This window comes from Acinetobacter sp. ANC_7513, from assembly GCF_056779915.1.
Genome location: NZ_JBWYIW010000001.1, coordinates 337,087 through 355,007, shown reverse-complemented (window position 1 = coordinate 355,007; position 17,921 = coordinate 337,087). Strand labels below are relative to the sequence as shown.

The window sequence follows — 17,921 nt, the reverse complement described above, 5'->3', positions numbered from 1 at the left end:
AAACAGTGATAGCACGCTTGACGGGAGGCGATAAAAGCAAATCCTCTTCTATTGAGGATTTGCTGTGATATTTTAACACTTGTTTAAGATTTAATGTTTCAACAAAAGATTAGGATCGATTGTTTGTACCATTTGTAAGCGCTGATCTGCATAAATATCAGTGTACGGCGCAAGAATTCTCATAAAACGATCAAAATAAAGCATTTGTTTAAACAGCAATGCGAAATCCCGTGGAAAACGGATGCCATGACGCTCACCTACAGCCACCATATCCATCATGATGTCATTTAGGTCGGCTGGATTAGATGACAGAATTTGCTGAGGGTCAGCTGTGAGCACGCCACTGAATAATCGTTCTAAATCGTTTGCCAAAACTGTTGTATCAATTTGCGTATTGGTCATGCCCATTTTCAGCATATTTTCTGCCATCAATGGATAATTGGTATTTTGCAATGCATCCATGAAAGCAATACATGCCGTCCATACTTCAGGCTTTAATTGTCCCACAATACCAAAATCAATGAATCCAATGCGACCATCATCCAAAAGCATGAGGTTGCCAGCATGTAAATCTGCGTGGAAACTTTCACACATCATCAAACTACCAAACCATGTGTTCATGGCAGTAATCAAAACCTGTGATGGGTCTTTAGAAACTTGACGAACCACATCGAAATCCGTCAACGGCACGCCATAAAGACGCTGCATTGTCAGGACACGACGTGTTGAATATTGATGATATACCTTTGGTGCAGTCGCTTTAGTATTTTGAGTAATGTGCAGATAATTAACAAAATCATCAATATTTTTTGCTTCTTCAATAAAATCAACTTCACGAACCATACGTGTTTTGATTTCTTCAACAATATCCGCAAGTGAAGCAAATTTTACTTTAGGAACTGCCTTCTCTAGAATCTTGGTCGCCCAATGTAGGACATTTAAATCCGTATAAAGGATAGTTTCAACACCAGGTTTTTGGACTTTGATCACGACATCTTCGCCGCTCACCAATTTAGCAGCATGCACTTGTGCGATCGAAGCAGAAGCTAATGGCGTTTCATCAATAGATGCGAAAATTTCACCTAAATCGCGACCGTCAAACTCAGCATTCAAAACACTTTCAATATAGCTAAATGGGAGTTTAGGTGTCTGATCTAAACACCCTTGAAATTCCTCAACATATTCACGTGGAAATAATGAAGGCGTACTGGCAATAAACTGTCCCAACTTAATATACGTTGAACCAAGTGACTCGAAAGTTTCGCGCATTAATTTCGCATTACTCGGTTTTTCTGTCGCGTATTTAATCCCTGCTCGCGCAGCAATGACCGCAGTTTCACCTACACGGGCCACTGAGCGTAAACCATCTAACCAAATATTATTTTTCATAATGTCGATATTAAATTTCGATATGTTGAGTGTAGCAAATTAAATTGTCTTTGCGGATTGACTGATGTGACAGATTTGACATTCTTTATCCTTGTCAAAATTCAAAATTCGCTGTTGCATGTTCCTTCCATTCCATAGAAGGATCTTCTGTTTTAATGGTGTTAAATTTAACCCCAGATATAATAGCGCATGATGTGCTTGCATACTTGCCATCAGGTTAGGAGTTGTTGCTAAAACTCCTGAATCTGCACACCTTAAACTCTCATCTGCATGATCTTCTTTAGGAAAAAGACATTCATAACATGCTGATTCACCATCCACCATAAATAACTGCCCCTGCAAACCAATCGCAGATGCACTAATGAGTGGAACATTCGCATCCTTACACATTTGATTGACCAAATAACGGGTTTCAAAATTGTCACAACCATCTAACACAAGATCTTGCTGTGTAATCAGTGCGGCAGCATTATTAAAATCAAATTTAGTATTGATGTATTCAATCTTAATATAAGGATTAATTTGAGAAATTTTCTTGGCTAACACTTCAGCTTTGTAAAAACCCACATCATGATGATCAAAGGCAATTTGTCGCTGTAAATTACTAATTTCTACAGTATCAGCATCGATGAGTGTCAATTTACCCACGCCTGCTCTCGCCAATAACTCTGCAGTCAAACACCCTATTCCACCACAACCAATAATAAGCACATTGGACAGCTTTAATCTTTCTTGTGCATCAATATCCCAATCCTCTAGTAATATTTGTCTTGCGTACAACTGTAGCTCAACATCACTCAGTTCAATGCTATCACTCACCTAAACACCCTGATTACATGCTTGTATAAGCCTATGATACCGAATAAATAAGCAGTCTATTCATACAATTCTGAAGATAATTTTTACCCTAGAAGATCTGTACCTTATTGTTACAATTCGAATAGGTTTGTTTAATTTTTCTTATTTTATTTTGTACTATTAATAAACATAATCTCAATAATTGCTTCACTAGCAATTAATTTTAAAAACATCTAACTCCAATAAATGACAGTCATACTTATGAATAAAAAAATTTTTGCACTCGCTACATTATTAGTTTCGAGTTTATTCCTGACGGCATGTAAAGATGAAAAGATCACCAACATTACATACGTCAATCAAGGTTCGGATACCCAACCAGAATATATAGAAAGCACGCTTTATGATCTGGACGAAGAGAATGCTTCACCCAATCAAGACAATCGGCAAATGTTCTTGATTCTGCACTACACAGCAGTATCTAAAGACGAAACATTGGCTTTGTTTAAAGATCCTAATTTCCCTGCCAGTAGTCACTATTTTGTACCCGAATTACCAACCAATGGTAAATTTACTGTGTACCGTCTTGTGCCTGATGATAAAAGAGCTTGGCATGCTGGCACGAGTTCTTGGCAGACCAACAGTAGTTTGAATGCCTCAAGTATCGGCATTGAAATTGAAAATCTCGGTTTCCCTGCAGACGATGAACAACTCCCTTTGATGCAACGTCGATGGTATCCATTTTCATCAAAACAACAAATCGAAGTCCTTGCAGATATTATTTTAAAAATTACTAAAAAATACGAGATCAGACCCGACCGAATTTTGGGGCACAGTGATATTTCTCCAGGTCGTAAATTTGATCCAGGTCCACTATTTCCTTGGAAACGTTTATATGAAGACTATAACATTGGTGCTTGGTACGATAACGACACTGTAAATTATTATCGTACCTATCATCCTTGGAAGAATGATATTGCTTCGTTACAAAGCAAATTGGCATTATACGGTTATAACGTTCCTGTCACTGGTCAATATGATCAAGTCACTCAAAATGTTGTATCTGCATTTCAAATGCATTTTTATCCTGAGAAATATGATGGTATGGCGGATATTGAAACTGTAGCCCGCCTTGATGCATTACTTGAGAAGTATCGAAATGTAGCTCGTCCGGCGATTTCACCATAAAACATCTGAGATCAGTTTAGTCGTCTATTTAAGTGAAGACTAAACTGATTTTCATATATTATTTTGGCGCCATACGAATTGCGCCATCCAATCGAATCACTTCACCATTTAAATACGAATTTTCAAAGATATGTCCAACCAGTTTCGCAAATTCTTCAGGTTTAGCTAAACGTGGTGGGAATGGAACCATCTGTCCCAATGCATCCTGCACATTTTGCGGAAGACCTTTAAGCATCGGAGTTTCCATGATCCCAGGTGCAATAGTCATAACACGGATCTTTTCGCGTGCTAACTCACGCGCCAATGGCAAAGTCATACCAACAACAGCGCCCTTAGATGCAGAATATGCAGCCTGACCAATTTGACCATCAAAAGCAGCAACTGAAGCCGTGTTCACAATGACACCGCGTTCTTCCTCTTCCCCCGAAAGCGCATACTGTGACATTAATTGCGCAGCATATCGCAACATATTAAAGGTTCCACTGACGTTGATATTCAGTACTGTTTGGAACATATCTAAGGCATGCAGGCCATCACGACCAAGCACTTTAGCTGATGGTGCAATACCAGCACAGTTGATTAAACCATTTAATTGTCCATATTTTTCTTGTATGTGTGCAAAGAATGATTCAACTGCTTTTTCATCAGTAACATCTAGTTGAATAAATTCTGCACCAATTTCTTGACCAGTTTGCTCGCCCAAAGATGCATTCATATCAACAATTACGACTCGAGCACCCTGCTGTTGAAGATAAGCTGCTGTCGCCGCACCTAACCCAGAAGCGCCACCTGTAACAACAATCACTTTTCCTTGAATATTCATAAATCCCATTATCCATTTTTAGTTTTAGGTTGGCTTTAGGGTAATCTTCCTCCAATACGGATTCAATTTATTCAGTGACCAATTGGTCTAAATAATTCAAAATAGATATAATTTAATATTTATTTAATATAAAAATAAATCACCCATGACAATTTTTTTTGCCTTAATGACATGATTTAAAAACCATGCAGTCATCGATATTCTTTTGAATTCGGCTAATATTTAGACTATTTTAATCTTATTCATTTCGGCATTTTGCCATATCTCCTAAAGGTTCAATCATGTTTAAAATGATCGATGTCTTAGAGCAAAATTTTGCTCAAACTTTCACCCATGCACTTAATCAAGATTCAGATCAAATTTCAGAGCAGCTTCAAATGAGCATTCTGAATGCATCCGAAATAGATTTAAAAAATGCAATCAATCAATTCCTAGACACTCAAGATGCAAGTGAAACTGCACTTGCATTAGATATTTCAACTGATCGTCTTAATGAACTGAAATCTGGTATTGCGTTAAAAGATGCTTCCAAAATTTCGGACACTTTAAAGGTAGTAGCGCTATGCTTGGCTTTGGAGTCAGACTCATTAGACCTTCTTGAAGTGAGCGATATTTCAACTGAGTATTTCGTATAATGTAAGTATTGAGATCAAACTGATATGGTTTGGTCTCATTTTCACTCTTAGCCTTGCTATATTAAATTATGTGACCTTCATCTCATTGCATTCATTTATATAAAGTTCTGATAAATCACTATATTTTCACAAAACCACAATATTTATAAAATATTGATTTGATTTCAATGTGTTAACTCATAATTTTAACTTTATCAAAATTTGTTCTTTTAATATCTCATTTTCTTTTTTGTCACAAATCACCTGAAAGGCTATTTATATCGAAAATTTAGCGAATTAAATCAGGTACTTCAATGAAAAAATCGATATCTCCATTGAAATTAGGACTGTTGGGTTTAGTAATTAGTGTTGTTCATAGTGGAGCTAATGCTGCCCTCCCTAAGGAAATCAAACTGGATTATGCCTATTATGCTCCTACGAGCTTAGTGGTTAAAAATCAAAAGTTATTAGAAAAGGCTTTACCCAATACCAAAATCAAATGGGTATTTAGTCAAGGCAGTAATCGCTCCTTAGAATATCTCAATAGCGGCAGTGTTGATTTTGCTTCAACAGCTGGTCTTGCCGCTGTATTAAGTCGTGCCAATGGTAGCTCTGTTAAAACAGTTTATATCCAAAGCCAACCTGAATGGACAGCTTTAGTCGTGCCAAAAGACTCCCCGATTAAATCCTTAAAAGATCTAAAAGGTAAAAAAATTGCCGCAACAAAAGGAACTGACCCATTTTTATTGACGCTACAAGCTTTAGATACCGTTGGATTGAATAAAAAAGATGTACAGCTTGTTCATTTGCAACATCCAGATGGCAAAACAGCATTAGAGCGTAAGCAAGTGGATGCTTGGGCTGGCTTAGACCCTTTGATGGCATCAGCTCAAGTTCAGTCGGGTGCAAAACTGCTTTATCATAATGTAGGCTTTAATAGTTATAGCGTGTTAAGCGTCAAAGAGCCATTTACTCAATCTAGCCCAGAAGCAATTGAAGCCGTAATTAAAGCGTATGAGCAAGCACGTAAATGGGCAAAAGCCAATCCAGATAAACTGGCGCAGTTACTCGCCACTGAAGCTAAACTACCTTTAGAGGTTGCAAAACTTCAGCTTCAGCGTACTGACTTTAATCAAAACATTCCTACAGCCCAACACATTAATGCACTACAAAAATCCGGCAAAATCTTGACTGAAGAAGACTTAGTTCGTAAAGGAACAAATGTAAATCAAGTTGTTCAACAGTTATTTAATGCCTCATTCGCTCAAAAAGTGGTGACAAAATAATGGCGATCAGTGAAAAAGTGATTGAACATCGGAATATCGATGTCCATTCACAACTGTCGACAAAAGGGAATAAATGGTTGAAAGGTATTTTCCTCCCTGTATTACTGGTATTGCTGTGTGAAATTTTGGTTCGAGGTGGTGTAGTTGAACCTTATCTGCTACCTGCACCAAGTAGCTTATTAGTTTCCCTGCAAGAACTTGCTAAGAATGATTTAGGTCAACATATTTGGGCAAGTACATGGCGAGTGTTTTTAGGGTTTGCTATTGGTAGTGGCTTAGCACTATTTTTTGCAGTTTTGGTAGGACTCAATCACCATGCAGAAGAGTTTATTGAACCGACCTTTTCTGCAATTAAGTCAATTCCTAGTCTTGCGTGGATTCCTCTCCTTTTGTTATGGCTTGGTATTAATGAATCCTCAAAAATCACCCTTATTGCGATTGGTGCTTTTTTTCCAACCTATACCAATACTGTGGCTGGTATTCATGGTGTCGACCGAAAATTGATTGAGTTGGCTCAAGTGTATAGACTGAATCGCTGGCAACAAATCTACCAAATCGTTTTACCCGCAGCTTCTCCATCTATCCTTACAGGCTTGCGCAATAGTTTGAGTTTAGCTTGGATGTTCATGATTGCCGCTGAACTCATTGCAGCAACGCAAGGTATTGGATATTTATTAAGTGATGGACGTGAAACATCGCGTCCAGATATTGTGATCATTGCTATTATTTTATTGGCAATATTGGGAAAAATCACGGATACCATAATGAAAGTATTTGAATCAAAATTATTGTTATGGCGTGATGTCATCAAAAGATGAATCAATAAAAAAGCGACCTAAAGTCGCTTTTTTATTTCTAATGAGGCCATTGTGCTAAAGTCACGCGATCGTTACCACCATAATCTTTAACGGTTCTCACTTTCTTATAACCTGCTTGACGAAATAGATGCTGAACAGCGTCTGCTTGATCATATCCATGTTCAAGTACCACCCAACCTTCAACAGTCAGATGCTTCTTGGCTTGTAAAATAATTTGCTCAAGATCAGCTAAACCTTTTTTATCAGAGATTAATGCACGTTGAGGCTCGGTCGCCAAATTGTGCATATGTTCATCTGCTGGATCAATATAAGGCGGATTAGATACAATGACATCAAAAAATTGACGCCCAAACGGTTTTAACCAACTGCCTAGTACAAATTGAACCTGATCTAAGTCATGTTGCTCAGCATTAAATTTAGCGACTTCCAATGTAGGCTCATAAATATCGGTTGCTGTTAAAGACCAATTAGGACGTTCGGAAGCGAGTGACAATGCAATGGCGCCTGTCCCAGTTCCTAAATCTACAACGCGCGCATCCTCAGGCAACTCTAACTTTAAAACTGTCTCCACCAAAACTTCGGTGTCCGGTCTAGGCACCAAAGTATCGGACGTCACTTTTAAGTCCAATGTCCAAAAAGGTTGCGAACCTGTGACATAAGCTAAAGGCTCACCTGCTTCAATCCGAGCAATCGCCTCTCGATACGCCTGCTCTTGTTCTGCAGTGAGCTCTTTATCCTTCTTCATCACCAAATCGAATGAATCGATTTTAGTGATATGTTCGAGCAACCAAGCATTTTCTTGACGCTCATAACTTTCAGGCTCACCACGCAGTGCAAGCGCTTGTTGAATGTTCATTAACCACCATTCTGCTGTGCAAGCATTGCCAATTGATCCGCTTGATATTCACGATGTAAGCTATCTAAAAGCTCAGTCAAATCTCCCTCCATCACTGCATCCAACTTATATAAAGTTAAGTTAATACGATGATCAGTCATACGACCCTGAGGATAATTATAGGTACGAATACGTTCTGAACGATCACCTGAACCCACCAAATCACGGCGCATTTCAGATGTAGCAGCATCAGCTGCTGCACGTTTAGCATTCTCAAGACGAGATGCCAATAATGCCATTGCCTTTGCTTTGTTCTTATGTTGTGAACGCTCTTCCTGACATTCAACAACAGTACCTGTCGGAATATGCGTGATTCGTACAGCAGAATCCGTTTTATTGACGTGCTGACCACCCGCCCCAGATGCACGATAAGTATCAATACGCAAGTCTGAAGGGTTAATATCTACAGTCGTATCAACATCAATTTCAGGAAGAATTGCAACGGTACAAGCTGAAGTATGAACTCGCCCCTGTGATTCAGTTGCAGGAACGCGCTGAACTCGATGAGCACCGCTTTCAAATTTTAAGCGTCCGTAAACACCTTCACCATTAATTAAACAAATAATTTCTTTGTAACCGCCATGTTCACCTTCATTTTCAGAAAGGATTTCGACACGCCAACCCTGTGATTCAGCATATTTACTGTACATACGGAATAAATCACCAGAGAAAATCGCAGCTTCATCGCCACCTGTCCCTGCACGTACTTCCAGATATGCAGAGTTCGCATCATTTGGATCTTTCGGAATCATCAGAATATTCAATTCTGCCTCTAAAGATTCAATTAATGCTTTATTTTCTTTAATTTCTTCTTGAGCCATTTCCTTAAAGTCAGGATCTGACAACATTGCTTCAGCCGTTACAATATCTTCTTCCGCTTGGGTATATTTTTTCCAAACAGTGGTGATTTCAGTCAAATCATTGTGTTCACGTGACAAATTACGGAAACGCTTATTGTCGGAAATGACTTCAACATCAGCCAATAGCGCTTCTAATTCTTCATGACGATCACAAAGTTGGTCTAATCGTAAACGTAACGATTCTTTCATGTTAAATAAAATCTCTAATACTGGATTAACTTAAGGACTGCCTTAAATTAATATTTCTAAAATTGCGAGTAGTTTAACGACTCTGACATTCAATTAACATATTTATATAGAATGACTTTGCAAAACCATTTTTTAAATCCTTGTCACACCCAATTAATGGATAATCAATAATTAGCCCCATAACTGCCAAGTTTAAAAACTGTTTACTGAATCAACTCTCCATAGTTTCTTCTTAATCAGCCCAATAATGTATATTGAATGATCAGTTGTAATATAAAAACAACATTGTGCAACCAAAACGTAAAACTCTAGGTTAACTTCTACATATTTAGCGCTTCAATTCTTGTTACATTGTGCTCAACGAATTATTACTCGTCCACGAACAAGGACATGGAGTCACACATGAAATTAAATACCCTATTAATGTCAGCCACCTTAGCCACTGCATCAATGTTCACGGTATCTGCACATGCAGACAGTACAGCGCGTGTCGCTGCTGCGAGTGCTTTAGGTAGTGTAGCCGGTACAGCAATTGGTAAAAACATGGGTGGCACAACAGGTGCAACTTTAGGTGCAGCACTTGGTGGTGCTGGTGGTGCTGCTGTTGCTAGTAATAAACGTAACCGTACTGAATCTGCCATTGGAGGTGCATTAGGTGGCGGTGCGGGTTATACCGTAGGTAATAGTATGGGTGGAACCAATGGCGGTTATATCGGCTCTGCTTTAGGTGCTGCTGGTGGTGCTGCTCTTGGTAACAAAATTGCGAAAGACAAAGCATATGATTCACGTCAAGATCGTAAATGGAAAAAGAAAAAACATAGCCGCCGTTAATATAATCTGATTGTTAGTTTCCCCTTTGAATACTCTGTATTCACCTCGATGCGCCTTAGGGCGCATTTTTTTATTAACAAATTAATTATGGATAAATTAGGGAGAGAAAAATACAAACCAGCAACTTGCTCTCCAAAATGATTGCAGAAATTTGGATTAAATTAAAACCATCAAATATAAGACTTCGACAAGGAGTTCACCATGAAATTCAATTCAAAGTTATTTGCTGCTGCGATCGCAACTGCGGCCTTGAGTACAACAACTGCTTATGCTGATAGTTCGTCTAGAGTTGCCCTCACATCTGCTTTAGGTGGAGTCGTTGGTGCTGCGATTGGTCAACAAATGGGTGGCTCGACTGGAGCAATGATCGGATCAGCGATTGGTGGTGCTGGTGGCGCAGCTGCATCAGCGAATAAAAAAGATCGTAATGCTGCTGCAATTGGTGCAGCATTAGGTGGTGCTGGTGGTTACACCGTTGGTAATAATATGGGCGGAACAAATGCTGGTTATGCTGGGGCTGCATTAGGTTCAGCTGGTGGTTCAGTTTTAGGTAAAAAAGTGGCTGAAGATCGTCGCGAAGATGACTATAGAGATCGTTATGATCGCCGTGAAAGCGGTTATCGCAATTCAAACTATCGTTATAATGACCGTAATTACAGAAGTGACAATGGTCGTCATTTAGGCTGGTATAAAAACGGTAAACGCTAATTCCAAACTCTTAAAATTCAAGCGCTCAACCTAGAGCGCTTTTTTATTTACACTTATATCGTTTTTTTTCAATATACAAATACTCGAGTTCGTATTAACATCTTTATGAGTGTTCAAAAGAGTAGAAAGTTATGCGAAGCTTAAAAGATATCGAGTTTTCAGTATTGGAACTCGCTCCTGTACGTGATGATAAAACGATTGCTTTTTCACTACAGCATGCTTTGGAGTTAGCACAAAAAATCGAACAATTGGGTTTTAAACGACTGTGGCTTGCAGAGCACCATAATATGGATGGTATCGCTAGCTCAGCTACAGCTGTGTTATTAGGCTATATCCTTGCTAACACCTCCTCTTTAAAAGTAGGTTCTGGCGGAATCATGCTGCCTAATCATGCACCACTTGTTGTAGCAGAACAATTTGGAACACTAGCAACGCTTTATCCTGATCGAGTTGAGCTCGGACTAGGACGCGCACCAGGTACAGATCAATTGACCATGCGTGCCTTACGCCGAGGTCGTCAAGAGACTGAAGATCAATTTCCACAAGACGTGCTCGAAATTTTGAGCTATTTGGGGGAACCATCGCCACATCAGAGAATCAAAGCGACACCAGGTCAAGGAACACATGTTCCCGTATGGCTGTTAGGTTCTAGCTTATTTAGCGCACAATTGGCTGCTAAACTTGGCTTACCTTATTCTTTTGCTTCTCACTTTGCCCCTCGTATGCTGGGTCAAGCGATTCAACTTTACAGAGAAAACTTCGAACCTTCTGAATATTTGGATCGTCCTTATGTATCTATGGGCGTTCCAACTGTTGTAGCTGATACTGATGAAGAAGCTGAATACTTGGCTACTAGCGCTTATCAACGTGTATTAGGCTTAATGCGTGGGCAAAGCTTAAAACTCAAACCTCCAGTTAAATCAATGGATGGAATTTGGTCTGCTCCAGAAAAGATGTCAGTTGACAGTTTTTACGCAATGGCTCAAATCGGATCACCAGAAACAGTGAAACAAGGTCTTGAACAACTACTGGTGCCTTATGATGTAGATGAGTTTATTTTTACCTGTGATATCTACGATACAGACAAACGCATTCAAAACTTTGAGTATTTAATGCAAATTAAGCAAAATGCTTAGATCAAAAAAATCCTGAAATGATTGAGTAATGGTTTTGATTTCAAATCTATAATTAATTACTCTTTCATTTCTTGAGTTTGTCAAACAACTATTGGCAATAAATGACATCAAATGTCCCTAAAAGACTATTCCAATGAAAAAATTCTTTTAACCAACAATATTAGTTATTCATAATCAAATACTTAAAATTTGGCATTTTATATCAAACTAAAATAAGCACTTCTGCAAAACACATCACATTTTTAAGCGATAAAATTTCATGATTAAAAAATAAATACGGATGTATAACATGGCCTCTATCGACTTAGAAAAAATGTTGGATAAAGTAAAACATACTCAATGGACACTCTCGGATATTGCCTGGGATGCTCCTGGCAAAGAATTAGTCACCGCAGAACAGTGGCCCAAGCTTAAAGATTTTATGGCTGATCTAATGTGGATCGAACATGTAGGTGCTCGTGCATTTTCTGCGATGTCAAAAAAAGCACCGACAGATACGCTTCGCGAAATGTATGCCATTTTCCACGCTGAGGAACAGCGTCACGCCAATGCCGAAATGGCACTGATGAAAAGATGGGGTATGCTTGAAGGCGATATTCCTAAACCCAATAAAAATTTAAGACTGATCATCGAATGGCTCGACACTTATGCTGATGAAATGCCCTTCTATATTCTAGGTGCTGTCATTCCGATGCTAGAAGTCGCTCTTGATGGCGCACTTTGTACATTCCTATTGGATACTGTAGAAGACCCAGTTTGTCATCAAGCTTTTGAACTAATTAATGGTGATGAAGCTCGTCATTTAGGTGTTGGATTTAGTGTCATGGAAGATCAAGGCTACAATAAAACCTTTATTGAGCTTTCTAAAATGGCAGCGCGAGTTGTAGATCCACGTTTATTACTTGGTATTCTTGCCTACTTACCACTCATTAATAAAATGCGTGATAATGTGATTAAACTAGGCTTGCCAGAAGAAAAGCTCTATGCAGCGATGCACAAATTTGCTCGAATAGGTGGACGTACTGCAGAAGGTCGTCGTAATCCTTGGTATCAAATTATTAACTTCCATGCACGAAGTGCCATGAACCGACGTAATAAATGGTTTCATATCCCTGTCGACACTATGGTAAAAATGACTGATAAGATTCCAGAAAAATCTTTACCTAAAATCCCATCTTGGATATATGAATTAACTGCAGAACCAAAAGCAACCCACTAAAACAATAATTAGGTACAGAAATGAAAAAAAGGAATAAAGCCCACACGGATTCGTTCTTTCATAATGAAGCTGAGTATTTTTCCAACTTTAAAGGAAAAATTATCTCAGCTGAGGACATCAAACAAACCGATTTTTCAGGATTAAAGGTCGCGATTATTGGTGCCAATCAAATGTCAGTTTCACATTTAGATGTGGTTTGTCAAAATGCGCTATTCGTCAAAGTATTTCAAATGACACCTCATTTCGTTTTGCCACACACTGAAAAAGGGATTCAAAAAATTATTGCTCATCCCCTCATCGCTAAAAATAAACGATTATTTAATCAGCGAATTAAGACGACTTTGGCAATTCGATATTTAGATTCTCAGATTTCAGATACTTGGTTAAAAAGACAATTGATGCCAAATCCAGCTTCGTCGCAAAAAATATTTTTTAAATCCGATCATTATTACAACGCCTTACAGCGAGAAAACTGTAAATTGATCACATGGCCAGTCGTGAAAATTACTGAAAATGCCGTTCAAAGTATGGAAGGAATCGAACACTTAGTAGATATTATTATTACAACGTACGAATAGTGATCATCATTTTGTAGATAAATGCGATTCTAAATGACATTTTATGATGAAATTATAGACACTTGAATTATATAATTTTTGAATTTTATGATTATTTATGACGATTAATCGCTTAATAAAAAAGAAGCACAGCTAGTGCTTCTTTTTTTTAAATTAGATTTATAAATTTAACCAATCCGTCGTTTTAAGCCAGTCATTTGCAATACTCGTGTTGAAATTTCTTCGATCGACATTTCTGAAACATTTAGATATTTAATCCCTTCAGAAATATAAATACCTTCGATTGCACGCAATTCCATCTGGCATTGGCTAAAACTTGCATAACGACTGTTGGCTTTGCGTTCAGATCGAATTGCCACCAAACGATCAGCGTCAATCATTAATCCAAACAATTTATGCTTATGTGGACGTAAAACTGCTGGCAAACGGTTGTCATCCAAATCTTCTTCAGTTAACGGATAGTTCGCAACTCGAATACCAAATTGTAATGACAAATAAATTGAGGTCGGTGTTTTACCAGAACGCGAAACTCCAATCAAAATTAAATCCGCTTTATCATAGTGTCTTGTACGTGCGCCATCATCATTATCCAGCGCGAAATGTACAGCATCAATACGTGCCTTATAAGACTCAGAATCAGTCACAGCATGTGTTTGTCCGACTAAAGTTGTAGGGGCTGTTCCAAGCACCTCAGATAGCTTACTAATTAACCCTTCAAACACATCTAAATTAACCGCATTTGCCGTATTGATGATATCCCGAACATAGGGATCCACAAGAGTATCAAAGACAAGAGGTTGTTGGCCATCAGACTCTGCGCGCGCGTTAATCTCTGCAACGACGTTCATTGCGGCTTCTTCTGTAGTGATATACGGAATGATATGAATATCAAAATCGACATGAGGAAATTGAGCCAATAAAGAATGCCCGAGTGTTTCAGCCGTAATGGCAGTACCATCGGAAATAAAAAAAACACTTCGTTTAATATCTTTACTTTCTGCCATTAAATTAATCCTCAAATATTTGTCTAAGTACTATATAATCTTTATAGTAAACCGATCTTACATGACTGTCGCTTAGTAATGAAAGTTTGCTAAGTTTTCACAGAAAAATATCATGCCAAGATAGTGATTAATACTGCAAAAGTGGAGTAACAACTTTGGAAGCACGCGTAATCGGTCTGGAAAAATTAGGTAAACACGACGTAGAAATCGTGGGCGGTAAAAACTCATCTCTAGGCGAAATGATCAGCCATTTAGCAAATGCTGGTGTATCAGTTCCAGGTGGTTTTGCAACAACTGCTGCAGCTTACCGTGAATTCCTTGAGCAAAGTGGTCTAAATGCCAAAATTTCAGCCGAGCTCAAACAACTCAATGTTGACGACGTAAATGCACTTGCTGAAACTGGTGCTAAAATCCGTCAATGGATCGTTGATACTCCGCTTACTCCAGCACTTGAAAAAGAAGTTCGTGATGCATTCGCAACTCTTTCTAACGGCAACCCTGAGATCGCGGTTGCCGTTCGTTCATCTGCGACTGCAGAAGATTTACCAGACGCATCTTTTGCAGGACAACAAGAGACTTTCCTAAACATCCGCGGTATTGATAACGTCTTAATCGCGATTAAAGAAGTTTTTGCTTCACTTTATAACGACCGCGCAATCGCTTACCGTGTACACCAAAACTTCGATCATGACATCGTTGCTCTTTCTGCTGGTGTGCAACGTATGGTTCGTTCAGAGACTGGTGCTGCTGGTGTAATGTTTACACTGGACACTGAATCTGGTTTCCGTGACGTTGTATTTATTACTGCATCTTACGGTTTAGGTGAAATGGTCGTTCAAGGCGCTGTAAACCCTGATGAATTCTATTTATCTAAGCCACTTTTAAATGCGGGTAAACACGCAGTATTGCGTCGTAACCTTGGCTCTAAGCACCAAAAAATGATCTACGGTGAAGAAGGCTCTGCAGGTAAATCAGTTGTTGTTGTGGATGTTGAAAAAACTGAACGCCAACAATTTGCTTTAAATGATCAAGAATTACAAGAACTTGCTAAGCAGGCGTTAATCATTGAGCAACACTATGGTGCGCCAATGGATATCGAATGGGCGAAAGACGGTGATGATGGTCAAATTTACATCGTTCAAGCACGTCCTGAAACTGTGAAAAGCCGTGAGAATGTCGGCACAATGGAACGCTACCTATTAAAACAAAAAGGTACAGTTCTTTGTGAAGGTCGCTCAATCGGTCAACGTATCGGTTCTGGTAAAGTCCGTATTGTTAATTCAATCAAAGAGATGGACAAAGTCCAAGATGGTGACGTTCTTGTTTCTGACATGACCGATCCTGATTGGGAACCAGTTATGAAACGTGCTGCTGCGATCGTTACAAACCGTGGTGGTCGTACTTGTCATGCCGCGATTATTGCACGTGAACTCGGTGTTCCAGCAATTGTTGGATGTGGTAACGCAACAGAAGTACTTGTTGATGGTCAAGAAGTAACTGTTTCATGTGCTGAAGGCGATACAGGTTTCATTTACGAAGGCGCTTTAGATTTCGAAGTTCAACGTAACTCGATTGAATCTATGCCAACACTTCCGTTCAAAATCATGATGAACGTTGGTAACCCTGATCGTGCATTTGACTTCGCTCAAATTCCAAACGAAGGTATTGGTCTTGCACGTCTAGAGTTCATCATCAACCGTATGATTGGTGTTCACCCTAAAGCATTACTCAATATTGACAGTTTACCTCGCGAAACACGTGCAGCTGTGATGACCCGTACTGCAGGTTACTCTTCACCGATCGAGTTCTACGTTGAAAAACTCGTTGAAGGTATTTCTACACTTGCTGCTGCATTTGCTGATAAACCTGTCATCGTACGTATGTCAGACTTCAAATCGAATGAATACGCGAACTTAATCGGTGGTAAGTTATACGAACCTGAAGAAGAAAACCCAATGTTGGGCTTCCGTGGTGCAAGCCGTTATGTTTCTGACAACTTCCGTGACTGCTTCGAATTAGAATGCCGTGCATTGAAGAAAGTTCGTGATGAAATGGGTCTAACTAACATTCAAATCATGATCCCATTCGTCCGCACAGTTGCTGAAGCAAAACGTGTTATTGAACTTCTTGCTGCAAATGGCTTAAAACGTGGTGAAAATGGTCTTAAAGTGATCATGATGTGTGAATTACCAACCAATGCCCTACTTGCTGAACAATTCTTAGAACATTTTGATGGCTTCTCAATCGGTTCAAATGACTTAACTCAGTTAACGCTTGGGCTTGACCGTGACTCAGGCATCGTTTCTCATTTATTTGATGAACGCGATCCAGCAGTAAAAGCTCTTCTTTCAATGGCGATTCACGCATGTCGTAAAGCAGGCAAATATGTAGGTATTTGTGGCCAAGGACCATCAGACCACCCAGATCTTGCTCGCTGGTTAATGGAACAAGGTATCGAATCTGTTTCACTCAACCCAGACTCTGTTTTAGATACATGGTTCTTCTTATCTGAAGAAAAGACTAAACAAGCTTAATAAACTATGTTAAAAAAAGACCCATTCGTGGGTCTTTTTTTTACCCCATTATTTTTTAGTAATTTTTGAGAAATTAGGTTTATGCAAATTTACTTGGCGAGAAATAATCAACAAGCTGGACCGTATACGGTAGAGCAGTTAAATCAAATGCTCTCGAGCCAACAAGTTTTACTCACAGACTTGGTCTGGCATCAAGGTATGACTGAATGGAAAGCTTTAGGTGAACTCACTCAAGGAAAATTATATTACCAACCTGAAGGCTATCAACCGACTCCACCAGTACAACAAAGCTATTCAAATCCTTCAATTGCGAGTGTAAATATTCAAAAAAATACTGCTCAGCAAGAACTTGCCTCAATTGGATCTCGATTTTTAGCTAAACTCGTTGATCTGGCGCTTTGGTTGCCAGCCATGGTGATTCCTTCGTTCTTTATGCAGGAAGAACAAGTTGCTCAATTGACTGAACTTCAGCAAAAAATGCAGAATGCTAGCTCATCAGATCAAGCAATCAAATTACAGGAACAGTTATTTACACTGATTCCAATGGAAGCTTGGCAAGCAATGTTGGTTTACATTGTATTAATGCTAGCTGCTCAAGCATTTTTAATTGCGAAAAGTGGTCAGAGTTTAGGAAAAAAAGTAGCAAAAATTCAAATTGTTGATGCTGAAAATGGACAGCAAGTAAACTTAATGCGCGCATTCACATTGCGTAGTGTGATTTTTATTGTATTGAATTTACTCTTTATGCCATTCATTACCATCATTGATCATGCCTTCGGTCTAAGTCAAAAAAGACAAACTTTGCACGATAAATTAGCAAAGACTAAAGTCATAAAACGATAATTTTTATCTTAGGGGAGCAAATGCTCCCCTTTGTTTTGCCTCTGTTTTCATACCAAAAGTAATTAATTCTTCAACCAATTCCGACCAAACAAATTGGGTTTAATCCTTATATTTAAAGGCACTTTACATATAGCTTAGTTGGTCGTTATAGGGCATAATGCCCTACAACGTAGCGGTGTCATATGACTGAAATTCAGTAAATGTAATT

16 protein-coding genes and 1 pseudogene are annotated in these 17,921 nt (G+C 38.8%); 11 read left to right on the top strand and 6 right to left on the bottom strand.

Going from position 1 to position 17,921, the window contains the following annotated elements; genetic code table 11:
• Positions 1 to 90: 90 nt before the first annotated feature.
• Both AC1M9B_RS01720 and AC1M9B_RS01715 read right to left on the bottom strand, forming a co-directional pair.
• Positions 91 to 1,389 carry an ABC1 kinase family protein gene (locus AC1M9B_RS01720; protein WP_481586997.1) on the bottom strand — a complete coding sequence of 433 codons (1,299 nt, stop codon included), beginning with the start codon at positions 1,387 to 1,389 and terminating at the stop codon, positions 91 to 93.
• Between the two features lie 39 nt (positions 1,390 to 1,428).
• Positions 1,429 to 2,208 (bottom strand): HesA/MoeB/ThiF family protein, encoded by a 780-nt coding sequence (locus AC1M9B_RS01715; protein WP_481586996.1) that lies wholly within the window; start codon positions 2,206 to 2,208, stop codon positions 1,429 to 1,431.
• 240 nt (positions 2,209 to 2,448) lie between these two features.
• On the opposite strand from AC1M9B_RS01715, the gene AC1M9B_RS01710 reads away from it, so the two are divergent.
• Entirely contained in the window at positions 2,449 to 3,375 is a 927-nt protein-coding gene (locus AC1M9B_RS01710; RefSeq protein WP_481608391.1) for an N-acetylmuramoyl-L-alanine amidase, read from the top strand.
• A 58-nt stretch (positions 3,376 to 3,433) separates the two neighbouring features.
• On the opposite strand, the gene AC1M9B_RS01705 is transcribed toward AC1M9B_RS01710, so the two are convergent.
• The gene (locus AC1M9B_RS01705) at positions 3,434 to 4,198 is read right to left on the bottom strand and encodes a 3-hydroxyacyl-CoA dehydrogenase (protein ID WP_481596903.1); all 765 of its coding nucleotides are present in this window, start codon (positions 4,196 to 4,198) and stop codon (positions 3,434 to 3,436) included.
• A 281-nt stretch (positions 4,199 to 4,479) separates the two neighbouring features.
• Here AC1M9B_RS01705 and AC1M9B_RS01700 point away from each other — a divergent pair, with 281 nt between their 5' ends.
• The 3 genes and pseudogenes from AC1M9B_RS01700 to AC1M9B_RS01690 all read left to right on the top strand — a co-directional run.
• On the top strand, positions 4,480 to 4,833 hold the full coding sequence (locus AC1M9B_RS01700; protein WP_481586993.1) for a hypothetical protein: 354 nt from the start codon (positions 4,480 to 4,482) through the stop codon (positions 4,831 to 4,833).
• Between the two features lie 293 nt (positions 4,834 to 5,126).
• Complete coding sequence (locus AC1M9B_RS01695) at positions 5,127 to 6,098, top strand: aliphatic sulfonate ABC transporter substrate-binding protein (protein ID WP_481608390.1); 972 nt, start codon at positions 5,127 to 5,129, stop codon at positions 6,096 to 6,098.
• 116 nt (positions 6,099 to 6,214) lie between these two features.
• Positions 6,215 to 6,916: pseudogene (locus AC1M9B_RS01690) on the top strand (ABC transporter permease); the annotation flags it as partial.
• Positions 6,917 to 6,953: 37 nt separating this feature from the next.
• On the opposite strand, the gene prmC reads toward AC1M9B_RS01690, so the two are convergent.
• Together prmC and prfA are read right to left on the bottom strand one after the other, a co-directional pair.
• Positions 6,954 to 7,772 carry a peptide chain release factor N(5)-glutamine methyltransferase gene (gene prmC / locus AC1M9B_RS01685; RefSeq protein WP_092766184.1) on the bottom strand — a complete coding sequence of 273 codons (819 nt, stop codon included), beginning with the start codon at positions 7,770 to 7,772 and terminating at the stop codon, positions 6,954 to 6,956.
• Positions 7,772 to 8,860 (bottom strand): peptide chain release factor 1, encoded by a 1,089-nt coding sequence (prfA, locus tag AC1M9B_RS01680; RefSeq protein WP_035267080.1) that lies wholly within the window; start codon positions 8,858 to 8,860, stop codon positions 7,772 to 7,774. Before prfA ends, prmC begins: the two co-directional genes overlap by 1 nt.
• Before the next feature lie 402 nt (positions 8,861 to 9,262).
• Between prfA and AC1M9B_RS01675 the strand changes: the two genes are divergently transcribed.
• From AC1M9B_RS01675 to AC1M9B_RS01655, 5 genes are all read left to right on the top strand, one after another.
• On the top strand, positions 9,263 to 9,691 hold the full coding sequence (locus AC1M9B_RS01675) for a glycine zipper domain-containing protein (protein ID WP_092766183.1): 429 nt from the start codon (positions 9,263 to 9,265) through the stop codon (positions 9,689 to 9,691).
• 201 nt (positions 9,692 to 9,892) lie between these two features.
• Positions 9,893 to 10,399, top strand: a complete 507-nt coding sequence (locus AC1M9B_RS01670; protein ID WP_092766182.1) for a hypothetical protein — start codon at positions 9,893 to 9,895, stop codon at positions 10,397 to 10,399.
• A 131-nt stretch (positions 10,400 to 10,530) separates the two neighbouring features.
• On the top strand, positions 10,531 to 11,535 hold the full coding sequence (locus AC1M9B_RS01665) for an LLM class flavin-dependent oxidoreductase (RefSeq protein ID WP_481608389.1): 1,005 nt from the start codon (positions 10,531 to 10,533) through the stop codon (positions 11,533 to 11,535).
• Positions 11,536 to 11,824: 289 nt separating this feature from the next.
• On the top strand, positions 11,825 to 12,754 hold the full coding sequence (locus tag AC1M9B_RS01660; protein ID WP_481608388.1) for a ferritin-like domain-containing protein: 930 nt from the start codon (positions 11,825 to 11,827) through the stop codon (positions 12,752 to 12,754).
• A 20-nt stretch (positions 12,755 to 12,774) separates the two neighbouring features.
• Positions 12,775 to 13,332 carry an NAD(P)/FAD-dependent oxidoreductase gene (locus tag AC1M9B_RS01655; RefSeq protein ID WP_092766179.1) on the top strand — a complete coding sequence of 186 codons (558 nt, stop codon included), beginning with the start codon at positions 12,775 to 12,777 and terminating at the stop codon, positions 13,330 to 13,332.
• Between the two features lie 167 nt (positions 13,333 to 13,499).
• Here AC1M9B_RS01655 and ppsR read toward each other — a convergent pair whose 3' ends face one another.
• Entirely contained in the window at positions 13,500 to 14,336 is an 837-nt protein-coding gene (gene ppsR / locus AC1M9B_RS01650; RefSeq protein WP_035267069.1) for a posphoenolpyruvate synthetase regulatory kinase/phosphorylase PpsR, read from the bottom strand.
• Between the two features lie 155 nt (positions 14,337 to 14,491).
• On the opposite strand from ppsR, the gene ppsA reads away from it, so the two are divergent.
• Positions 14,492 to 16,870 (top strand): phosphoenolpyruvate synthase, encoded by a 2,379-nt coding sequence (ppsA, locus tag AC1M9B_RS01645; RefSeq protein WP_035267067.1) that lies wholly within the window; start codon positions 14,492 to 14,494, stop codon positions 16,868 to 16,870.
• An 81-nt stretch (positions 16,871 to 16,951) separates the two neighbouring features.
• Positions 16,952 to 17,713 carry an RDD family protein gene (locus AC1M9B_RS01640; RefSeq protein ID WP_481608387.1) on the top strand — a complete coding sequence of 254 codons (762 nt, stop codon included), beginning with the start codon at positions 16,952 to 16,954 and terminating at the stop codon, positions 17,711 to 17,713.
• The last annotated feature ends 208 nt before the right edge of the window (positions 17,714 to 17,921 follow it).